The 21,498-nt window shown below is 64.5% G+C and carries 18 protein-coding genes; 12 read left to right on the top strand and 6 right to left on the bottom strand.

Features of this window, described 5'->3' with window-relative positions:
* Positions 1-20: 20 nt before the first annotated feature.
* Positions 21-569, bottom strand: coding sequence for a nucleotidyl transferase family protein (locus J0909_RS15835; protein WP_207264332.1), 549 nt, complete (start codon positions 567-569; stop codon positions 21-23).
* 2 nt (positions 570-571) lie between these two features.
* On the bottom strand, positions 572-1,894 hold the full coding sequence (locus tag J0909_RS15840; RefSeq protein WP_207264334.1) for a BPG-independent phosphoglycerate mutase family protein: 1,323 nt from the start codon (positions 1,892-1,894) through the stop codon (positions 572-574).
* A gap of 99 nt (positions 1,895-1,993) precedes the next feature.
* Here J0909_RS15840 and J0909_RS15845 point away from each other — a divergent pair, with 99 nt between their 5' ends.
* Positions 1,994-2,596 carry a PHP domain-containing protein gene (locus J0909_RS15845; RefSeq protein ID WP_207264336.1) on the top strand — a complete coding sequence of 201 codons (603 nt, stop codon included), beginning with the start codon at positions 1,994-1,996 and terminating at the stop codon, positions 2,594-2,596.
* A 28-nt stretch (positions 2,597-2,624) separates the two neighbouring features.
* Here the strand turns inward: J0909_RS15845 and J0909_RS15850 are convergent, their stop codons facing one another.
* Complete coding sequence (locus J0909_RS15850) at positions 2,625-3,182, bottom strand: BON domain-containing protein (RefSeq protein WP_207264337.1); 558 nt, start codon at positions 3,180-3,182, stop codon at positions 2,625-2,627.
* A 145-nt stretch (positions 3,183-3,327) separates the two neighbouring features.
* On the opposite strand from J0909_RS15850, the gene J0909_RS15855 reads away from it, so the two are divergent.
* From J0909_RS15855 to J0909_RS15870, 4 genes are all read left to right on the top strand, one after another.
* A complete protein-coding gene (locus tag J0909_RS15855) occupies positions 3,328-4,311 on the top strand; it encodes a DnaJ C-terminal domain-containing protein (RefSeq protein ID WP_207264339.1) in 984 nt (327 codons plus the stop codon).
* Positions 4,312-4,321: 10 nt separating this feature from the next.
* Positions 4,322-4,657, top strand: coding sequence for a chaperone modulator CbpM (locus J0909_RS15860; RefSeq protein WP_207264341.1), 336 nt, complete (start codon positions 4,322-4,324; stop codon positions 4,655-4,657).
* A 31-nt stretch (positions 4,658-4,688) separates the two neighbouring features.
* Complete coding sequence (clpB, locus tag J0909_RS15865; protein ID WP_207264342.1) at positions 4,689-7,286, top strand: ATP-dependent chaperone ClpB; 2,598 nt, start codon at positions 4,689-4,691, stop codon at positions 7,284-7,286.
* A gap of 137 nt (positions 7,287-7,423) precedes the next feature.
* Positions 7,424-8,578: a multidrug effflux MFS transporter gene (locus J0909_RS15870; RefSeq protein ID WP_207264343.1), complete on the top strand. Its 1,155-nt coding sequence runs from the start codon at positions 7,424-7,426 to the stop codon at positions 8,576-8,578.
* A 79-nt stretch (positions 8,579-8,657) separates the two neighbouring features.
* Here J0909_RS15870 and J0909_RS15875 read toward each other — a convergent pair whose 3' ends face one another.
* Positions 8,658-9,632, bottom strand: a complete 975-nt coding sequence (locus J0909_RS15875; protein ID WP_207264344.1) for a YheT family hydrolase — start codon at positions 9,630-9,632, stop codon at positions 8,658-8,660.
* A gap of 128 nt (positions 9,633-9,760) precedes the next feature.
* Between J0909_RS15875 and J0909_RS15880 the strand changes: the two genes are divergently transcribed.
* The 6 genes from J0909_RS15880 (at position 9,761) to gatA (ending at position 17,833) form a co-directional block, all read left to right on the top strand.
* Positions 9,761-10,966, top strand: a complete 1,206-nt coding sequence (locus tag J0909_RS15880) for an aminopeptidase (protein ID WP_207264345.1) — start codon at positions 9,761-9,763, stop codon at positions 10,964-10,966.
* Positions 10,967-11,228: 262 nt separating this feature from the next.
* Positions 11,229-11,858 (top strand): nucleotide exchange factor GrpE, encoded by a 630-nt coding sequence (locus J0909_RS15885; RefSeq protein ID WP_207264346.1) that lies wholly within the window; start codon positions 11,229-11,231, stop codon positions 11,856-11,858.
* 103 nt (positions 11,859-11,961) lie between these two features.
* Positions 11,962-13,878, top strand: coding sequence for a molecular chaperone DnaK (dnaK, locus tag J0909_RS15890; protein WP_207264347.1), 1,917 nt, complete (start codon positions 11,962-11,964; stop codon positions 13,876-13,878).
* Positions 13,879-14,003: 125 nt separating this feature from the next.
* Positions 14,004-16,040, top strand: coding sequence for a type 1 periplasmic-binding domain-containing protein (locus tag J0909_RS15895; RefSeq protein WP_207264349.1), 2,037 nt, complete (start codon positions 14,004-14,006; stop codon positions 16,038-16,040).
* 23 nt (positions 16,041-16,063) lie between these two features.
* Complete coding sequence (gatC, locus tag J0909_RS15900) at positions 16,064-16,348, top strand: Asp-tRNA(Asn)/Glu-tRNA(Gln) amidotransferase subunit GatC (RefSeq protein WP_207264350.1); 285 nt, start codon at positions 16,064-16,066, stop codon at positions 16,346-16,348.
* Between the two features lie 27 nt (positions 16,349-16,375).
* Positions 16,376-17,833 (top strand): Asp-tRNA(Asn)/Glu-tRNA(Gln) amidotransferase subunit GatA, encoded by a 1,458-nt coding sequence (gatA, locus tag J0909_RS15905; protein WP_207264351.1) that lies wholly within the window; start codon positions 16,376-16,378, stop codon positions 17,831-17,833.
* A gap of 89 nt (positions 17,834-17,922) precedes the next feature.
* On the opposite strand, the gene J0909_RS15910 is transcribed toward gatA, so the two are convergent.
* Positions 17,923-19,665, bottom strand: a complete 1,743-nt coding sequence (locus J0909_RS15910) for a dipeptidase (RefSeq protein ID WP_207264352.1) — start codon at positions 19,663-19,665, stop codon at positions 17,923-17,925.
* A gap of 135 nt (positions 19,666-19,800) precedes the next feature.
* Between J0909_RS15910 and mnmA the strand changes: the two genes are divergently transcribed.
* Positions 19,801-20,838 (top strand): tRNA 2-thiouridine(34) synthase MnmA, encoded by a 1,038-nt coding sequence (gene mnmA / locus J0909_RS15915; protein ID WP_207264353.1) that lies wholly within the window; start codon positions 19,801-19,803, stop codon positions 20,836-20,838.
* Here the strand turns inward: mnmA and J0909_RS15920 are convergent, their stop codons facing one another.
* The gene (locus tag J0909_RS15920) at positions 20,839-21,459 is read right to left on the bottom strand and encodes a tetratricopeptide repeat protein (protein WP_207264354.1); all 621 of its coding nucleotides are present in this window, start codon (positions 21,457-21,459) and stop codon (positions 20,839-20,841) included.
* Between the last annotated feature and the right edge of the window lie 39 nt (positions 21,460-21,498).

Raw genomic sequence — 21,498 nt, forward strand, 5'->3', positions numbered from 1 at the left:
TTTGCGGTTGAGAGCCCGAGTCAGCGTTGCCGAAGCCGTTCGGCCAGATGCCAGCGGTCCACCAGGGCCGCCACGGCGGGCGGGACCAGGTGGCGCCATTCCAGGCCGTCGCGGATGGCCGCGCGCACATCCGTTCCGCTGATGCCCTTTTCCCTCTCGGGCCGTTCCCACATGACCTCGGTCGCCAGGCCCAATTCACGGAAGCGCTTGAGCTTCTCCCGCCCCCAGTCGTCGTAGATGGTCAGAAAGTAGACCGCATCGCGCGGGGCGCATGGTTCGAGCAGTTCCGGGCAGTTGATGGGGAAGGGGATCACGGAGAAGGCGTGCCGGTCCACCCCGGCCTCCATCAGGGCGGCTTCGATCATGGCCTTGCGTTCCTCGAAGGAGAGAGGGTTGTTCTCCCGGCTGGACCGTTTCGGGTCGGTGGCCTCCGTGCGGGTGGTGGCCGCGTCCGGGTTGGTCACGCCGACGATCAGCCTGTCGCACCGCCGCTTGCCCGCCAGCAGGTAGGCCAGGTGGTCGTTGTGCAGGATCTGGAATCGTCCGTGGATGAAGCCGAGGGGGTGCATGGTCACTCCTGGGGGTCGAGGATGAACGGGGGATGGTCGCCCGGCCAATACTCCACCGGGTCGGGGGTGTCGTGGATGCCGGCCAGCCGGGCGCGGTCGAGATAGTTGAGGACCGTGAACAGAAATTCGCGGCCGCGCATGCAGCCCAATGCCCCGCCCGCCACGGCGATCTCGTCGAAGACCGCAACCTTGTCCCGGCGTACGCCCTCACCCGCGAACAAGAGGGGCACGGGTTCGCCGGAGTGGACGAGCGCGCCGCAACTCGGGGTGGAGTGGTCGGCGGTCACGGCCAGGAGCAGGCGCGTGTCGGCCAGGATTTCGTCGGCCATCCGGGCGAGCCCCCGATCCAGGGATTCGATGGCCCGGACCTTGGCTTCCGGGTCCTTGGTGTGGGCCGCCTGATCCGGGGTTTTGGTGTGCACGTGGATGAAATCGAAGTCGTTCGCCCGGTCCAGGGCCAGGCGGATGCGTTCGGCCAGGTCCGCGCCCGGGTCGCCGGTGTCGCGCGCCTGGAGGAATTCCATGCCCGTGAACCGGGCCAGGCCCGCGTACATGGCCCCGGTGGCGATGGACAGGCCGCGTAGGCCGTACCGTTCCCGCAAGGTGGGGCAGGGCTTGAGCCGCCCGGCCCGCTGGGTGACCAGCCCGTTGGCCGGGATCAGTCCGGCCCGCTCCCGCTTCCGATTACCGGGCAGGTCCGCGAGAATGCGGTGCGCCCGGACCAGATAGTCGGTCAGGAAGGCGGCCGTGCGCCGGGCCGCCGGATCGTCGGCGTGCGCCCGCAGGGGCAGGGGGCGGGGCAGGAGGCGGCCGTCCACCATAGGATTGGTGTCGGTGACGAAAGGCGAGGCTCCGCCGCGCAACACGAGTACGCCGAACAATCCGCCCACCGGGTGGAGGGTGGCGGTCACGCCGTCGCGCGAAAACGGCGGCAGGGCGGCGAATAGGGTGTCGGCCTCGTCGGGGGTGGCGGCCACCTTGTCGTGGAGCAGGGTCAGGCGGTTGTCCCCGTCCGGGCTAATGTGGGCAAAGTGGGCGAGCAGGGCTACGTCCTTCGGATCGAGGTCCAGGCCCGCGCCCAGCCCCTCCAGCGCGCCGCGTCCTGGAAATTCGTCGGGCAGTCCGCCGAACAGGGCGAAATGGGCGTTTTCCGAGGGCAGGGGCTGGCCGAGGAAGGACGCGTGGTACAGACCGGTGGCTCCAAGTTCGGCCAGGCGGTCCAGGCAGGGCGTGGCCGCCGCCTGGAGCGGGGTGCGATGGCCGAGGCCTGCGTGGGAACGGTCGCCCAGACCGTCCAGCAGGATGAGCAGGCATGTATCAGGCAAGGGTGGCCTCGGCAGATGTATAGAAAAATTCTATTCTAATAATGGTTCTCATGTATACAATCTCATTGCAATGGGCGGATGCGGGTGTAGAATATTGATATGCTGATCGACCTTCACGTACACTCCACATGTTCGCCGTGCAGCGTCCTTAAACCGTCCGAAATCCTGGTCAACGCCAGGTCTTTGGGACTTGACGCAGTTTGTATCACCGATCACGACACCATGTCCATCCTGACCCAATGCCGGGAGGGATTTCAGCCCGACGGACTGCTGGTCGTCGTGGGCATGGAGTACACCACGGAACAGGGCGATTTTCTTCTTTTCGGCGACATTGGTTCCCTGCCCTTGGGGCTGCCTGCCGAGGTTCTGCTTCCCGAGGTGCGCGCCATGGGCGGCGCGGTCATTTCCGCCCACCCCTGCCGGACCTGGCGTCCGGCCGATCCGGTCCTCTTCGACCGGGGGCTGTGCGCTGTCGCCGAGGTGGAGAACGGGCGCAACACCGCCGACGAGAACCGCCAAGCCCTGCAACTGGCCACGGGGTACGGCATGACCTTCGTGGCCGGGTCCGACGCCCACTCCCTGGACGAACTGGGCCGTTGCCCAACGCGGTTCACCGTGCCGGTCAATTCCACCCGGGACCTGATCGACGCCCTGAACCTCGGCCAGTGCCGTCCCTCGGCGGCGCACCGTTCGGCGGCCTGAACCCTCCGGGCCGCGAAGGCCCGTCTCCCTACTCGGACGGGATCAGAAAGGACGTGACCTTGCGTACGCCTCCGACGCTCCGGGCCACCTTCACGGCCAGGGCCGCATCCGCCTTGCTCCGGACCATGCCGAGCAGGACGACCTCGCCGTTGAGAACCTCCTGCTCGATCTGGGTGGAACTCAGGTCGCCGTTGCCGATGAGTTCGGCGCGCACCTTGGCCGCCAGTTCCAGGTCGTCCGCCGTCGTGTCCGACTCGGCCACGAAATAGGTGGTCACCCTAATCACGCCCTCGGTTCCTTTGGCCGTCTTTACGGCAAAAGCGCGGAACGCGTTGTCGTTGATCGCCCCCACCAGATAGACGTGCTTCAGGAAGCTGTAGACGTGGATCTTGAGCGCCGCGCCGGAGTCTTTGTCCGCCAGGTCCTTTTTGATCGCCAGGGATATCTTCTTGTCCGCGGCCTGGTCGCCCACGCTGCGCTCGTCGCGCGCACTGTCGTAAATCGCCCCCCAAGGGGTCCAGGCGATGGACGAGAGGGTCAGGCACAGGAGCAGCGGGCCGAGGACGGGAAACGGGAACCGTCGCATATTTCCTCCTTCCAAGGTATGTGGATAACTCTGTGGAAAAATATCGTGTTGCCGTGATTTCGGACTTGACACCTCGCAACGACATATTATTTTAGGTGAGCATTGAGATAAATACAATTCGTCAGCATCAAGGAAAACGATCCCAATGGAATATAGAGACTACTACAAACTTCTCGGAGTGTCCCGCTCCGCATCCAAGGATGAGATCAGCAAGGCTTTCAAGAAGCTGGCCCGAAAGTATCACCCCGATCTCAACCCCAACAACAAGGAAGCCGAGGACAAGTTCAAGGAGATCAACGAAGCTTACGAAGTCCTCAAGGACGAGAAAAAGCGCAAGCTCTATGATCAGTTCGGCTCCAATTGGGAACACGGGCAGAACTTCCAGCCGCCGCCGGGCTACGAGAACGTCCACTTCAGCAGTGGAGGGGGCGGATTCGGCGGTGGAGGCGGGGGCTTCTCCGACTTTTTCGAGACCATCTTCGGCGGAGGAGGCGGCGGTTTTCGCGGCGGCTTCCAGTCGGGTGGCTTTTCCCAGGGCGACTTTGGTGGCGGCTACAAACCGCGTCCCCGCAGGGGCGCGGACTCGGAGGCGTCCTACGAACTCAGCCTGGAAGAAGCCTACCGGGGCGGCAAGAAGTCCATCACCCTGCAGGAGCAGACCAGCGGTCCCGACGGCATCCCGCGCATGACCACCAAGACTCTCGAAGTCACGGTGCCTGCGGGCATCAAGGACGGCCAGAAGATTCGGCTGGCGGGCCAGGGCAATCCCGGCATGAACGGCGGCCCCAAGGGAGACCTGTACCTGAAGATCCGGCTCATGCCGCATCACATGTTCAAGGTTTCCGAATCGGACGTTATCCTCGATCTGCCGCTCAGTCCCTGGGAGGCCGCGCTCGGCACGACCGCGCGCATCCCCACCCTGGACGGAGCCGTGGAGATGAAGATTCCGCCGGGCATCGGCTCGGGCAAGAAGCTGCGCATCAAGGCCCGGGGGCTCGGTTCCGGGGCCAAGAAGGGCGACCAGTACGTGCGTATCATGATCCAGGTCCCCGAGCGGCTTTCGGCCGAGGAGCGCGACCTGTTCGAACAATTGGGGAAGGTTTCGGCCTTCAAGCCGAGAACGTTCTAGGGGTAGGATAATGACCACAAGAAAATTGCAGGAAATGATCATGCACATGCCGGGCCTGAACCTGCCCGAGCGCAGCGAATACGTGGCTTGGGCCCAGTTGGTCCAGTTGACCTCCATCCATCCCGCCGAGGTGAGCGAACTGGTCGATCTCGGCTGGATCAGCCCCAAGAAGACCGGGGCCGAGGAGTATCTGTTCCGGCTCAAGGACGTCTACCGCATTCACAAGCTCATGCGCCTGGTCCACGATCTCGAAGTCTCGGTCTACGGCGGGTCCATCATCGTGGACCTGCTTGAGCGGGTCGAGGAGCTGGAGGTCGAGGTCGAGGAGCTCAAGCGTCTCGTCTGACCGACATATTTCGTGAGGAGGTAATAATCATATGGATATCAACACGTTTACCCGCAAAACCCAGGAAGCCGTCTCCGAGGCCCAGAATCTGGCCATTCGGAGCGGTCATCAGCAGATAGACTGCGAGCATCTGATGCACGCCCTGGTCGCCCAGGAAAACGGCCTGGCGGGCCAGATCCTGCGCAAGCTCGGCGTGGCTCCGGATGCCTATCTCGGAGCCATCGACGCCGAGATCGCCAAGATGCCCAGCGTGTCCGGCTCGGGCGCACGCCCGGATCAGGTCATGGTCACCCAGCGCATGCAGAAAGCCCTGGTGGCCGCCGACGACATGCGCAAGCGCATGAAGGACGAGTACGTTTCGGTGGAGCACGTCTTCACCACCCTCATGGACGAGCCCGCAAGCTCCGGCGTGGGCCGGGTCAACCGGCAGTTCGGCCTGGACAAGAACAAGGTCCTGGCCGCCCTGGAGGAGGTGCGCGGCAAGCAGCGCGTGACCTCGGACAACCCCGAGGCCACCTACGAATCCCTGAAGAAGTACGGCCGCGACCTGGTGGAGGAGGCCCGTTCGGGCAAGCTCGATCCGGTCATCGGCCGCGACTCCGAGATTCGCCGCGTCATCCGCATCCTGTCCCGCCGGACCAAGAACAACCCGGTGCTCATCGGCGAGGCGGGCGTAGGCAAGACCGCCATCGCGGAGGGGCTGGCCCAGCGCATCGTCAAGGGCGACGTGCCCGAGGGCTTGAAGGACAAGACCGTCTTTTCGCTCGACATGTCCGCGCTTATCGCCGGGGCCAAGTACCGCGGCGAGTTCGAGGAACGGCTCAAGGCCGTGCTCAAGGAGGTCGCCGAATCCGCCGGACAGATCGTCATGTTCATCGACGAACTGCACACCATCGTGGGGGCCGGCAAGACCGACGGGGCCATGGACGCGAGCAACATTCTGAAACCCATGCTGGCGCGCGGCGAACTGCATTGCATCGGCGCGACCACGCTCGACGAGTACCGTAAGTATATCGAGAAGGACCCGGCCCTGGAACGGCGTTTCCAGACCGTGCTGGTGGAAGAGCCGTCCGTGGAGGACACCATCTCCATCCTGCGCGGCCTGCGCGAGCGGTTCGAGGTACACCACGGCGTGCGTATCGCGGACGGGGCCATCGTGGAGGCGGCCGTGCTGTCCAGCCGGTATATCACCGACCGTCAGCTCCCGGACAAGGCCATCGACCTCATCGACGAGGCCGCCGCCCTGATCCGTACTGAAATTGATTCCCAGCCCTATGAGCTGGATACGGCCAACCGCCAGATCATGCAGTACGAGATCGAGCGCGAGGCCCTGAAGCGCGAGACCGACAAGGCGTCCCGCGAGCGCCTGGCCGAGCTGGAAAAGAAGCTGGCCGAACTCAAGGAATCCCAGTCCGCCATGCAGGCCCAGTGGGAGAACGAGAAGTCCGGCATCGAACGGTTGCGCGCCCTCAAGGGCGAGATCGAGGCCACCCGCCGCGAGATCGACGAGGCCAAGCGGATTCCCGACTACAACCGGGCCGCCGAGCTGGAATACGGCAAGTTGCCCCAGTTGGAGAAGGAACTGGCCGAGCGCAACGAGGCCCTGGAAACCGGCGACGGACCGCGCATGGTCAGGGAGGAGGTCGGCCCGGACGACATCGCCCAGGTCATCGCCAAGTGGACCGGCATCCCGGTTTCCCGGCTCCTGGAAGGGGAGCGCGAAAAACTGCTCCGACTGGGCGACGTCCTGCACGAGCGGGTCATCGGCCAGGACCAGGCCGTCCAGGCCGTGGCCGACGCGGTGCTCCGCGCCCGTGCCGGGCTCAAGGACCCGACCCGGCCCATCGGTTCGTTCATCTTCCTCGGCCCCACGGGCGTGGGCAAGACCGAGTTGTGCAAGACCCTGGCCTCGGCTCTGTTCGACACCGAGGATAACATGATCCGGATCGACATGTCCGAGTACATGGAGAAGCACACCGTGGCCCGGCTCATCGGCGCCCCTCCGGGCTACGTGGGCTATGACGAGGGCGGCCAATTGACCGAAGCCGTGCGGCGCAAGCCGTACTCGGTCATCCTGTTCGACGAGATCGAGAAGGCGCACCATGACGTGTTCAACGTGCTCCTGCAGATCCTGGACGATGGGCGGCTGACCGATTCGCATGGCCGTACGGTGGACTTCAAGAACACCATCGTGATCATGACCTCCAACCTCGGCGCGGAGTTCATGCTCGACGGCATCGACGAGTCCGGCGAGTTCAAGCCGGGCGTGGAGGACCAGGTCCGCGAGGTCCTGCGCCGTCACTTCCGGCCGGAGTTCCTCAACCGTGTGGACGAGACCGTGCTCTTCCGGCCGTTGACCCAGGAACAGCTCATCGGCATCATCGACCTGCTGGTGAACGGGCTGCGTTCGCGGCTCGAAGACCGCAACATCGGCCTGACCCTGACGGACCGGGCCAAGGCGTTCATCGCCGAGTCGGCCTACGACCCGTCCTTCGGCGCGCGGCCTCTGCACCGCTATCTCCAGCACAACCTGGAAACGCCGCTGGCCAAGCGCCTCATCGGCGGCGACCTGGCCGACGGCCAGACCGTGACCGTGGACGAGCGCGGCGGAGAACTGGTCTTCGAATAAGCCTGCGCCACGACGACATTCAAGGCCGACGCCCGGTTCGGGCGTCGGCCTTTTCCTTTTGCCGCCGAGGAAGATCGCTCTTGACATCCGGCCGCGCTTTCCCGAAGGTTGCGCCTTCAACCATTATCGAGGTTTTCATGCCCAATCTGATCCTGCTGGCTCTGCTGGCGGCCTTCCCTCCCTTGTCCACGGACATGTATCTGCCCGCCATCCCCACCCTGCAGGCGCAGTGGGGCATCACTTACGCCACGGCCAACCTGTCCATGGTCCTGTTTATGGGCGTGTTCAGCATCTTTTTGCTTATCCATGGCCCGCTGTCCGACCGTTTCGGGCGCAAGCCGGTGCTCATAGGCGGACTGCTCCTGTTCATCGCGGCTTCCGTCGGCTGCGCTCTGGCCCCGTCCATTTCCTTTCTGCTTACGTTCCGGTGTTTTCAGGCTGCGGGCGCGGCCGCCGGGGCGTCCCTGGCCCTGGCCCTGTCCAAGGACCTCTACGAGGGGCCGCGGCGGCAGAAGATTCTGGCCTACATCGGGGTGATCATGGCCCTGGCTCCCATGCTGGCCCCGTCCATCGGCGGGCTGATGCTCAAGTTCGCCTCCTGGCGTTGGATATTCATCGTCCAGGTGGGGTTGGCCCTGATCGGCCTGTACGGCGTTCTGCGTCTCAAGGAGCCGCTCACGGAGTTCACCCGGGGCGGTTTCCTGTCCGTGGCCGGACGGTATCGGCTGGTGTTGAGGAACCTGCCGTTCATGGTCCTGGCCACCGGCTTCGCCCTCATGTCCCTGCCCCATTTCGCCTTTATCGGCGGCTCGGCGGATATGTACATCAACGAACTGGGGCTTTCCGAACAGGCCTTCGGTATCTATTTCGGGGCCAACGCCATCGGCTTCATGCTCGGGTCCTTCGTCTGCACCCGCATGGTCGGCGCGTACAAGCCCCTGAACATGCTCTACGCCACGTTCGCCTTCCTCTTCGCCTCGACTATTCTGATGTTCATCCTCGGCGGGCACACGCCCCTGACCCTGGCCATCCCCATGTTCTGCATGTCCCTGAGCGTGGGCTTTTCCAGGCCCATCTCCAACTCCATGATCCTCGACCAGGTGGACACGGATGTGGGGGCGGCTTCTGGCATACTGACCTTTGAGATATTCTTCGTGGCGGCCCTGTCCATGCAATTTATTTCTCTGGATTGGCCCCACAAGCCCATGGTCCTGGGCGTGCTCGGCGTCTTCGGCACCGCGATTCCGCTGTTGGCCCTGCTGGCCGTCAGAAAGCGCTGCCGCTTCAACTGAGCCCCGGCGAAAGGACGCGACAAGGCCCGCGCGCAGGAGACTGCGCGCGGGCCTTGTTACATCCGGGGAAAGGCGAAGCTTAGGCCGGAACTGTCTTGAGGAAGGCTGCGGCCCGCCGTTCGGACCAATAGACGTTGTCCCGATCCTTGGTCACGAAGCCCACGTGCCCGCCGTGGAGCGGTGTCTCCAGAAACAGGCTCAGGTTGGACATTGCCTCGGTCACCGGGAAGCAGGAAGGGGTCAGGAACGGGTCGTTCTGGGCGTTGACCATGAGGGTTGGCACGCGGATGGCGCGCAGGAACTGGAGGGAGGACGCCTTGGCGTAGTAGTCGGCCGCGTTCGCGAATCCGCCGATGGGCGCAGTGAAGCGGTTGTCGAATTCGCGCAGGGTGCGGATGCCCTTGAGTTTCGAGGCGTCCACCAGCTCCGGGAATCGCTCGCTTTTTTCGCGCATCTTCTCGCGCAGGCCGCGCATGAAATATTCGAAATAGATGCGGTGGGCGGAGATGACCCGCTCGGATGAGTCGAGGTCGCAGGGGGTGGAGAAAGCCACACCGCCGACCACCTGCTCGGGCACCCGGTCCGGGGCCTCGCCCAGGTATTTCAGGATCTGGTTGCCGCCCATGGAAAAGCCTATGAGCACGATCTTGCCGTAACGTCCGGTGGACAGGCAGTGCAGGATGATCTCGTGCAGGTCGCCGGTCTCGCCCGAGTGGTAGCAGCGGGCCAGCCGGTTGGGCTCGTCGCCGCATCCGCGCTGGGTCCAGCAGGCCGCGTCCCAGCCGAGGGTGTTGGCCATGGCTGCCATGCCGAGCACGTATTTACGCCGGGCGTTGCCTTCCAGGCCATGGCTGACGACGACCAGCCGGTTGGTCTCGCCGGTGCGCGAGCGGTGCCAGTCCATGTCCAGGAAATCGCCGTCCGCCAGCTCCACGCGTTCGGGTTCGGGCGCGGTCAGGGGAGTGAGCCTGAAGAGCGGCGGGTAGAGGGTGGCCAGGTGGCCCGAGGCGAAAGGGAACGGGGGTCGATAATCGGGTATGGGCAGTACGGGCATGCCTTCGGTGTACGGCCACCCGTTCGGGATGTAAAGCGGGCGGAGCAGGGAAAACGGTTGCCCGTCCCCGCCCCCATTGGCTACCCTTGGGCACCGCCCGATTTGTGGCGCGAACCCGAGGAGCCCGTGTGCCGCTGTACGACCAGACCGACATGGAGAACTACGCCGAGGTCCTGACCTGGGCGTTGGACCAGTCCAGGAAACGCCCCCTGCGCAACAGCGAGATGGTCATCATCCGCTACGACATCCCCGGGCTGGCCCTGGCCGAGGCGGTCTATTCCCGGCTCATGGACATGCACCTCATGCCCGTGGCCATGGCCCAGCCCACGCCCTACATGGAGATGGAACGGTATCTCAATTCGAGCTACGGCCAGCTTCTCTTCCAGCAGCCCGGCCTGGCCGAACTCTACTCCCGGGCGGCCGGGGTCGTCACCATCATCGCCCCGGAGGAATTGACCTACCTCCAGACCGTGGACCCGCGCACCATCGCCGAAGCGAGGAGGGCCGACGCGCCCAACCGGCGCATTCTCCAGCGGCGCAGGCATGCCGGGGACATGGGCTGGACCACCTGCCTCTATCCCACCGCGGCTCTGGCCGCAGGGGCGGGCGTGACGCTCGACGAGTACGCCCATGCCCTGAAGCGGGCCTGCTGGCTGAATATGCCCGATCCGGCGGCCGAGTGGCGTCGGCTGCGACGGGAGGCCGGCGAGGTTTGCGCATGGCTCGACGGCATGGGCATCCGTGCCCTCAAGGTGGAGTCCGAGGACATTGACCTGACCGTGGGCGTCGGCGACAACCGCCGCTTCGTGGGGGTGAACGGGGCCAACATCCCGGGCTACGAGATCTACGTGGCCCCGGACGCGCGCAAGGTGGACGGGACCTACTACGCGGACCAGCCGACCCTGCGTTACGGGCACCTGGTGTCCGGCATGGCCCTGGACTTTTCCGGGGGCGTGGCTTCCCGGGCCGAGGCCGAGACGGGGCAGGTCTTCGTTCAGCAGCAGCTCCACTCGGATGCGGGCGCGCGCCGGGTGGGGGAGTTCTCTCTGACCGACAAGCGGTTTTCCCGGGTGGACCGGTTCATGGCCCATACGCTGCTCGACGAGAACTTCGGCGGGGATCACGGCAATTGCCACATCGCCCTGGGTGGCTCGGTGCTGGAGAGTTTTTCCGGCCCGCCCGAGATGCTCACGCCGGAGCTGGAGTACGAGTTGGGCTTCAACTCGTCCGACATGCACTGGGACCTGGTCAACACCCAGCCCAAGCGGGTCACGGCCCGGCTCGCGGACGGCAGCCCGAAGCTGATCTACGAGAACGGGCAATTCAAAATCTGACGGGCCGGTTCCCGGTCCCAGGACGGCGTCGGCCAGTTCCCGCCCGCGCCGCTCTAGGCCCCGGCATCCGGGTCTGTACGAGGCCGCGAAGCGAAGCGGTCCGCACCGAGATCGCCTCATGGTTTGCAAAAGGGACGCTCGCCGTGCGGTTTTCTTGCCGTCCCGGTTATTGACAACCTTATCCCCATGCTTATTTTCCCCTCAGGTCTCGCTCCCCGCGAGCCTTTTCATTACAAAATACGCTTCTCAAGGAATTGATTTCATGGCTAAAAACGAAAACGAAGTGCCCATCAACGGTCTGTACGACGACGAGGGGCGGATATTCGAGGAACCGGCCGTCGATGGCCCGGCCTCCCAAGCGGCTGTGGAGAACGCTCCCGCCGAGGAACAGGCCGAGGTGTCCCTGAGCAAGGAGGAACTGACCGCTCTGTGCAAGGAGTCGGTATGCCCCGGCTGCGACGTGTTCAAGGAGGCGGAATCCATTCGGCTGCGCGCCTTGGCCGACTCCGAGAACGTCAAGAAGCGGTTGCTCCGCGAAGCCGAGGAAATGAAGAAGTACGCGGGCGAGTCCATCCTGGCCGACCTGCTGCCCATCCTCGACAACCTGGATCTGGCCCTGGCCCACACCGACAACCTCTCCCCGGAGTGCAAGAACTTCGTGGTCGGCGTGGACATGACCCGCAAGATATTCCTGGACGCGGTCAAGAGCCACGGCCTGGAAGCGGTGCAGGCGGCCAGAGGGGCCGAGTTCGACCCCGAGATCCACGAGGCCGTGGGCACCGTGGAGGAACCTTTGCTGGGCGACAACTGTATCGCCCAGGTGGTCCAGAACGGCTACCGCCTCAAGGGACGGCTGCTGCGCCCGGCCAAGGTCATGGTCAACAAGCCGTAGTTTTTTGACACCCCGGCCTTTACAAGGCCCAACGCGTGATTATTGAAGAAAGTAGCGAAAATTTACGTCGAATACGACTTTCATATCTTAGGAGGACATACATATGGGTAAGATCATAGGGATCGACCTTGGAACCACCAACTCCTGCGTTTACGTCATGGAGGGTAAGGATCCGAAATGCATCACCAACCCCGAAGGCGGCCGGACCACCCCGTCCGTGGTGGCCTTCACCGACAAGGAACGGTTGGTGGGCGACATCGCCAAGCGTCAGTCCGTCACCAACCCCGAGAAGACCGTCTTCGCCATCAAACGCCTCATGGGTCGCTCCGCGAATTCCCCCGAGGTCAACAAGTGGAAGGAACACTGTCCCTACAAAATCGTGGCCGGAAACGGCAATGACGCCTGGGTCGAGATCGACGGCAAGAAGTATTCTCCGCCCGAAGTCTCCGCCATCATCCTGCAGAAGCTGAAGAAGGACGCCGAGACCTATCTGGGCGAGCCCGTCACCGAGGCCGTCATCACCGTCCCCGCCTACTTCAACGACTCTCAGCGCCAGGCCACCAAGGACGCGGGCAAGATCGCCGGTCTCGAAGTCAAGCGCATCATCAACGAGCCCACCGCCGCGTCGCTGGCCTACGGCTTCGACAAGAAGGCCAACGAGAAGATCGCGGTCTTCGACCTCGGCGGCGGCACGTTCGATATCTCCATCCTGGAAGTCGGCGACAACGTCGTGGAAGTGCGCGCCACCAACGGCGACACCTTCCTGGGCGGCGAGGACTTCGACCATCGGATCATCGAGTACCTGGTGGACGAGTTCAAGAAGGAGAACGGCATCGACCTGTCCAAGGACCGCATGGCGTTGCAGCGGCTGAAGGAAGCCGCCGAGAAGGCCAAGCACGAGCTGTCCTCCTCCGTGGAGACCGAGGTCAACCTGCCGTTCATCACGGCCGACCAGAACGGTCCCAAGCACATGATGGTCAAGATCAGCCGCGGCAAGCTGGAGAAGCTCGTCGAGGACCTGGTGGACCGCACCGCCGAGCCGTGCCGCAAGGCCCTGAAGGACGCTGGCCTGTCCGCCTCCGACATCGACGAGGTCATTCTCGTCGGCGGTATGACCCGTATGCCCTTGGTCCAGGCGAAGGTGAAGTCCTTCTTCGGCAAGGAGCCCAACCGCTCCGTGAACCCGGACGAGGTCGTGTCCATGGGCGCGGCCATTCAGGGCGGCATCCTGGCCGGTGACGTCAAGGACGTCCTGCTCCTCGACGTGACCCCGCTGTCGCTGGGCATCGAGACCATGGGCGGCGTGATGACGCACCTGATCGAGCGTAACACGACCATCCCGACCAAGAAGTCCCAGGTCTTCACCACCGCGGCCGATAACCAGCCGTCCGTGTCCATCCGGGTTTTCCAGGGCGAACGCCCCATGTGCGCCGACAACAAGCTGCTCGGCAATTTCGAGCTGACCGGCATTCCGCCGGCGCCGCGCGGCGTGCCGCAGATCGAGGTCTCCTTTGACATCGACGCCAACGGCATCGTGCACGTCAACGCCAAGGACCTGGGCACCGGCCGCGAACAGTCCATCCAGATCACGGCCAGCTCCGGCTTGTCCGAGGACGAGATCAACCAGATGGTCAAGGACGCCGAAGCCCATGCCGACGAGGACAAGAAGAAGCAGGCGCTTATTGAGGTCCGCAACCAGGCCGACACCCTGGTCTACACCTCGGAGAAGTCCCTGCGCGACCTGGGCGACAAGGTCGATTCGACCCTGAAGGCGGACATCGAGAGCAAGATCGAAGCCGTCAAGAAGGCCCTTGAGACCGACGATCCCGATCAGATCAAGGCCCGCACCGACGAATTGGCCCAGGCTTCCCACAAGCTGGCCGAACAGCTCTACGCCCAGCAGAACGCCGAGAACGCCAACCCCGGCGGGGCGGCTGGCGCGGCCGGAGCCGACGCCGGAGCCTCCTCGGCCAAGGATGACGACGACGTGGTGGATGCCGACTACACCGAAGTCAAGTAGTTCGGCTTGCCTTCACAGGCCAAGCGAAGTATAGCATTACCCGGTCCGCACTATTGCGGGCCGGGTTTTTTTATCTGGTTGCGGCCTGCGGCCGTCGCCGAACCGACAATGCACTGAACCGCCCCATGAAAAACTCCACATACATCGTCAAGATAGCCGTCGCCCTGGTCCTGGTCGTCCTCGTGGCCTGGGGCTGCGCCCCTCGGACCCAACCCGTAAAAAGTGCGGATCTGCTGTCCACGCCCAATCTCCTGCTGGAGGCCGACGCCGCATGGCGGGCCGAACATTGGGAGGCCGTCGAGCTGTATTACGCCGCCGCCCTGGAACGTCCCGATCTGGTCAAGAGCGAACTGCCGACCCTCTACGTCCGGCTGGCCGAGGCCGCCTCGCAAAACGGCCATTACCATCAGGCGCGCATCGCCCTGGAGCAGTGGGCCAACATGGACACCACCGCCCTGGAACGGGCCGACTGGGAACGTCTCTATCTTGGGGCCATGGCCGCCCTGGGCAAGACCGAGCGGCTGCGAAACCACCTGCAGTGGGTCCTGGACGCCGCCAACGTGCCCTGGGAGACCAAGCAGGAAGTGGCCCTGTGGTACTCGGATTATTTCCGCGCCCACGACGACTCCCCCCGGGCTTTGGACGTACTCGACACGTTCTACGCCAAGGCCCCGGACGACCGGGCCCGGTCCCTGCTCGAGCACGCCTTTTCCCGGAAGCTGGCCGACATGGACGATACTCGGGTGGACGACCTGGCCAAGGCGGTCACCCCGGCCAATCAATGGCGTTTTCCCTATGCCCTGGCGGCTTTCGAGCGCGGTGTGCGCACGGCCTCGGACAAGGACGCATGGTCCGCTGACTGGCGTACCCTGCGCGACTTGGCCTCATCGAGCGAACTGGCCGATCCCCTCCCGTTGCGGAACAAACTGGCCGAGCTTGAGGCGCGCTTCGGCGTGCCGCGCATCGGTCTGGCTCTGGCCTTGCCCGTGACCGGACCCTATGCCAAGGTGGGCGTGAAGATCCTGCGCGGTGCCGGGCTGGCCCAATGGCGGTTGGCCCAGGAAGGCGTGGATGTGGATCTCAGGGTGATCAACACCGAGGCCCCCGGCTGGGAAACCCGGTTGGCCCAGTTGCCGAGCCATTTCACTGTGGTCGGCGGCCCGCTTCGCATCGACGCCTTCAAGCGGTTGTATGAAGCCGGTTCCCCGGCCGACGGGGTGTTCCGGAAGCGCGCCGTGTTCGCCTTCCTGTCTTCCCTGGGCGATCTGACCGAGGGGCGCGACGCCTGGCGGTTCTTCACCAGCCGCAACGATGAAGTGCGCAGCCTGGTCCACCTGACCGTGGACAAGCTCGGCATCACCGACCTGGCCGTCTTCTACCCCGAGGAGAAATTCGGCCGAACCATGGCGCAGACCTTTTACGGCGAGGCCGCACCGCTGGGCGGGCGGATCAAGGGCATGCAGTCCTATCCGCCGCACGCGCTCAAGCAGTGGACCCACCGCGTGGGCAAGCTCCTGAACGTGCCCGCCGATTTCAGCGACAACAAGGACGTGCCCCTGCCCATGCCGGACTTCGGAGCCGTGTTCATCCCGGACGGCTGGCGTCAGGCCCAGACCCTGCTGCCCAATTTCTTTTTCTATGAGGGCGACCAACTGGTCTTTCTCGGCCCCGGCCTGTGGAGCCGGGCGCTGGACGACACCCGCAACGTGGACGAGCATTACTACCGGCTGGCGGTCTGCCCCGGCGCGTGGTGGGACGGTTCCGACGGCGGGCGGACGCTCCAGGCGGCCCTGACCGAAGAAGGGCTGGGACAGGCCGATTTCTGGGTCGCGCTGGGCTACGACTTTTTGCGTTTCGCCGGGAAGCTCGGCACCCTGCCCACGTCCTGGAACAGTGATCTGGTCAATAAGCGCATCCACGCGGCCGAGCACATGGACTTCAGCATGGCCCCCATGACCTGGGACACGAACGGCATGGCCAGCCAGAACCTGTACCTGTTCACCCCGGCGGCCAACGGCAAGCGCATCGTGGATCCCGAAAAGTTCGCCGAGCGCATCGCCCGGGCCCGGGCCCGGCGTGAGAAGCGCATGGAAAATTACGAGAAGCGGCTGGAGGAGGCGGGCACTCCCGTCGCCAGCCCCGATCTGCCGTCGGCCCCTTAGGCGGCGCATAAAGGAGATTCCCTATGAAAATCAGTCCCGAAGAAGTGGCCAAGGTCGCCAAGCTTTCCCGGCTCGACCTGCCCGAGGACAAGCTGGAACTGTTCGCTGGACAGCTCGGCGATATCCTTGCCTACATGGACAAGCTCGGCGAGCTCGATACGGACGACGTGGCCCCCCTGTACAGCCCGGTCCAACACACCACGGTGCTGCGCCGGGACGAGGTGCGCAAGGACTACCGGCGCGAGGAGATCCTGGCCAATGCTCCGAAACAGGACGGCCAGTTCTTCATTGTTCCGCGCATTGTGTAATATTTTGTAATAATTCAGGATTGATTAATGTCTGAACTGCATACGAAGACTCTTTCCGAGATCGCGGCCCTGCTGCAAGGCAAAGACGTGACGGTTGTCGAGGTGGTCAAGCACTGCCTGGACCGTATCGAGGCCACCGAGCCCAAGGTCAAGGCGCTCATCACGGTCATGGGCGACGAGGCGCTGCAACGGGCCGAGGCCCTGGACGCGGCCGGACCCGACGCGTCCAAGCCGCTGTGGGGCGTGCCCATCGTCCTCAAGGACCTTCTGACCACCAAGGGTGTCAAGACCACCTGCGGATCAAGGATCCTGGAGAATTTCGTGCCCTTCTACGACGCCACGGCCGTGGCCAGGTTGGAGGAGGCCGGCGCCGTGTTCATCGGCAAGGCCAACATGGACGAGTTCGCCATGGGCTCCTCCACCGAGAATTCCGCCTTCTTCATGACCGCCAACCCCTGGGACGTGGAGCGCGTGCCCGGCGGGTCCTCGGGCGGCTCCGGGGCCACGGTGGCGGCGGGGCAGTGCTTCGGCGCGCTCGGCACCGACACCGGCGGGTCCATCCGCACCCCGTCGTCCTTCTGCGGCATCGTCGGGCTCAAGCCCACCTACGGGCGCATCTCCCGCTTTGGGCTCATCGCCTACGGCTCGTCCCTGGACCAGATCGGGCCCATGACCCGATCCGTGGAGGACGCCGCGCGTCTGCTTCAGGTCATGGCCGGACACGATCCCAAGGATTCCACGTCCGTTGACGTAGAGGTCCCGGACTACCTGGCGGCCCTGGGCCGCGAGGACCTCAAGGGCGTGCGTATCGGCCTGCCCGAGGAGTACTGGGGCGCGGGGCTGGATGAGGAAGTCAAGGAAGCCTGCGCGGGCGCGGTGGACGAGATGCGCAAGCTCGGGGCCGAGACCGTGCCGGTCAAGCTGGCCCTGACCGAGTACGCCATCGCCACCTACTACATCATCGCCATGGCCGAGGCTTCGTCCAACCTGTCGCGCTTCGACGGTGTGCGGTTCGGCTACCGCAACACCAAGGCCGAGGAACTGATCGACATGTACACCGCCAGCCGCACCGAAGGGTTTGGCGACGAGGTCCAGCGCCGTATCATCATGGGTACCTACGTGCTTTCCAGCGGCTACTACGACGCCTACTACAACAAGGCCGCCAAGGTCCGCCGACTGCTGCGCCAGGATTTCGACAAGGCGTTCGAACAGTGCGATCTCATCGCCGGTCCGGTCTGCCCGACCACGGCCTTCGTCAAGGGCGACAAGGCCGACCCGTTGCAGATGTACCTCATGGACATCTTCACCATTTCCGCGAACCTGGCGGGCATCCCGGCCATGTCCCTGCCCGTGGGCCTGGGCAAGGATTCGGCCATGCCGGTGGGGCTGCAACTCATGGGCCCGGCCTTCTGCGAGGCGGACATGCTCTCCGTGGCCGAGCGCCTGGAGCGCGTCCTGCCGCCCCTGTCCATGCCCGAGTTGTAGGGGCGGACGCGAGCAATGCAAAGCCGGTCCCGGACAGATGTCCGGGACCGGCTTTTTTGTTTTGGAACGCTGAGGCCGTGCCGGTGCGATTACGGCATGTCGTACTTGGTGGGCCCGTTGCGGTACTGGGTTTCGCCGAGCCAGCCGGAGGGGTAGCCCACGGGGATGGCGTCGCGGTCGGGCAGGTTGATGTAGCCATCCGAATATTTGGCGAACAGGGTGTAGGTCAGCTTCTTCCAGGCGTCGAGCGTCTTGGCCGCCGTCTTCATGCCGAAGTCCGTGACCATGCGTCGCTGCTCGGCCTCCGGCTGGCCCGCCACGGCCTTGTCCAGGGCCGGGATCGCGGCCAGGGCGTCGGCCTCCAGGGCGCGCTGCGCGGGTTGGATGTCCACTTTGGTCATGCGCTGGAAGTTCAGGCGCGACCAGTTGGCCAGGAGGTTGAAGGCCCACCAGGCCGAGGCCGGGTCGTATCGCTGCGGGGAGCCGGTCTGGTAGGACTTGGGCAGTTGCGTGGCCTTGGCGAAGAACGGGGCGAAGACCGTGGTGGAGGAGACGTCCGGGCCAAACCAGACCAGTCCCTTGGTCATGTCCGGGGCGTCGGGCCGGGTCTGGCAGACGAAGGTGTATCCCTGGTAGAAGACCGAGATGGCCCGTTCCCATGCGCCGTAGAACTTCTTTTCCTTGTCCACGTTGTTCTGGTTGCCGTCGTAGGGGCCGACAAAACGGTGCGGATCGCCGTAGGGCCCGGCGGCCACGCCCTTGGTCAGGTCGAACGGCGTGCCCTCGTAGTGGTCGCGGTACAGGGCGAAGACGTCGGTCACGGCCAGCTTTTTCCGGGGCGGGATGGAGAACGGATAATCACGGGTGTAGGTGTCCTTGACCCACGGGGACAGGCCGAGGTCGGGGTTGACCCGGTCCATGGCCCGCCAGACGCGGCGCAGGGAATAGTAGGGGTGGTTGTACTCGCCGGGGCTGACCGCGCGCAGCCAGTCCACGGGCCCCTGTCTGGTCTCGTCCCACCAGCCGAGCTTCCGCAGGCCGGGGATGAGCAGCTTGGAGTATCGGAAGTTGTCCGGGTCGTCCTTGACCACGTCGCGGATGCGGAAGGTGTTGGCGGCCACGAAGTATTCTCCGTCGGGCACGCGCTGGGCCACCCAGGCCGAGTGGTACTTGGCGTCGGGCAGGGCGCACATCTCGAAGACCCAGGCCTCCTTTTGGTCGCCCACCAGTAGGGTCTCGCCGGTGGAGAAAAAGCCGTACTCGTCGATGAGCGCGCCCATGAGCTTGACCGCTTCGCGGGCCGTGGCGCAGTTCTCAAGGGCTATGCGCGACAGCTCCGCGCTGTAGAAGATGCGTTGCGGCATCCCGTTTTTGCCCTTGCGGCCGGGGCGGGGCTCGTAATTGGCCCCGTTGGTGCATTCGCCCATCATCAGGTTCTTTTCGTTCATGATCCCGTAGTTGCCGTCGAAGTAGGCGAATGAGGTCTCCTGCCGTCTGCCGAGCAGCTTCCAGATGCGCTCATAGGGGATCTTGGCCAGGTATGGGGTGGGCTTGAAGCCGGGCGTGTCGTACCCCGGTCCCCGGTCGCCGGTGACGATGCGCGGGTAGCGGTAGGCGTCGGAGAATATCTTGCGCTCCCCTTCCTGTTTTCGGGCCGGGACGAAGATGATCCGCTGGTCGCCCAACTCGTCGTCGTCCGAATGAGCGACCAGCATGGACTCGTCGGCGCTGGCCCCGGGAGTGACGATCATGGTGGTGCAGGCCAGGGCCGATGGAATCGCGAGCAGGGTGGCCAGGCATAAAATTGCGGCCGCAAGGGCGGGGGATTTCATGGAAGACTCCTTGATGATGTTCCGAAAACCGTGCCGATCGTATCATCGTCCCGGGATACCACCATATTATAATATCTTTCCATTTCCTCCCCGGTTTCGTAGGATGCCGCACATGATGAACCGGGGGTATGTCTCATGACCATAGCCGTGGCCGTGTCGGGCGGCATGGACAGCCTGCTCGCGCTCACCCTGCTCAAGGAGCGGGGTGAGTCGCTCATGGCCGTGCACGGCCATTTCCTGCCGCCGAATCCCGGCTGGGAGCGGGTGGCCCGGGGTCTGACCGAGGTCTGCGATATCCTGGGCGTGCCCTTCCATGCCCTCGACCTGCACGAATCCTTCGACGACCGGGTGATCAAACCGTTTGTGGCCGAGTACAAGGCCGGGCTGACGCCCAATCCGTGCGCCATGTGCAACCCGCGCATGAAGTTCGGGGTGCTTTTCGACGCGGCCCGCAACCTCGGGGCGGACCGGCTGGCCACGGGGCATTATGTCAGCATGCGGGACCGGGAGCAGGGGCGCATGCTGGTGCGCGGCGAGGACGCGGCCAAGGACCAGAGCTATTTCCTGTCCATGGTTCCGGTGGAAAAGCTGCGCCTGGCCGAGTTTCCTCTGGCCGGGACGTTCAAGCGGGACGTGCCAGCCATGCTCAAGGCCCACGGATTGACCCCGCCGCTGCCGTCCGAGAGCCAGGAGATCTGCTTCGTGCCGGACGATGACTACCAGCACTTTTTGACCGCGCGCTGCGATATGCCCGGTCCGGGCCCGACAGCCCTCCCGGACGGACGGGTCATCGGCGCGCACCGGGGGTTGTGGCGGCACACCCAGGGCCAGCGGCGCGGTCTGGGTATAGCCTGGTCCGAGCCGCTCTACGTCCTGGACAAGGATGTGTCCGCGAATACCCTGATAGTGGGCCCCCGGGAGCATCTGGCCGCCAGGGGATGCGTGGCCGGGCAGGTCAATCTCATGTGCCCGGCGGAGTCCTGGCCCGAGACCGTGCTGGTCCAGACCCGCTACCGGCAGAAGGCCAAGCCCGCCTCGGTGCGGCTGACCGGAGGGCGGCTGTATTTCGATTTTCTGGAACCGCACACCCGGCCCACGCCCGGCCAGGTGGCCGCGGTCTTTGACGACGCCGGAACCGTGCTCGGCGGCGGGATCATCGAGGAAGCCCTGTAGCTACCAGTCGCGGTTGCGTTCCAGCCGTTCATCAAGATCCCGGTTGAATCCGTCGCGCCGTTCCCTGTTCATGGCCTTGTGGATTTCCTCGGCGGTCAGTTCCGGCTTTTTCTCCAGATAGGCGGCCATGCGTTGCACCGCGCTGGTGGCCCGGTAATAAAGGGGTTCCCGATAGGTTTTGAGCAGTCCGAACCCCGTTTCGCGCTGGTCCAGATAGATGAGCGTGAGGCCGAGATAGTAGGTAGAGTCGGGCAGGTCCGGGTATTTTTCGAGAGTGTCGGTGAAGATTTTTCGGGCCGCTTCGAAATTTCCGTCGTTCAATTGCTTGATTCCGGCCTTGTTGTTGAGATAGGCCTCGTTCGGGCCATTGTTCAGGAAGTCGCCGGAACTGTTCAGGGCGATGCCGAACCCGCCAACGCCCACGCCTACCGAGGTCGAGCCCGTTCCCACGCCGACGCCCACCCGGGTGCCGCCCGTGCCCACGCCCACGCCGAGGGAGGTGCCCACGCAGGCCGTCGGCAACAGGGAGGCCAGCAGGGTGACGAGCAGGACGGCCGACAGTCGGGCCGGAGGGCGGGGCGCGGTGCCGGATCGGCGGGGAACGGCAGTGGTTTGCTTCATGGGGGACTCCTCGGCTATGCTGTATGAAATTTTTTATAA

The sequence above is a fragment of the Desulfovibrio sp. Huiquan2017 genome (assembly GCF_017351175.1).
In the GTDB taxonomy this organism is placed as follows: Bacteria; Desulfobacterota; Desulfovibrionia; order Desulfovibrionales; family Desulfovibrionaceae; genus Pseudodesulfovibrio.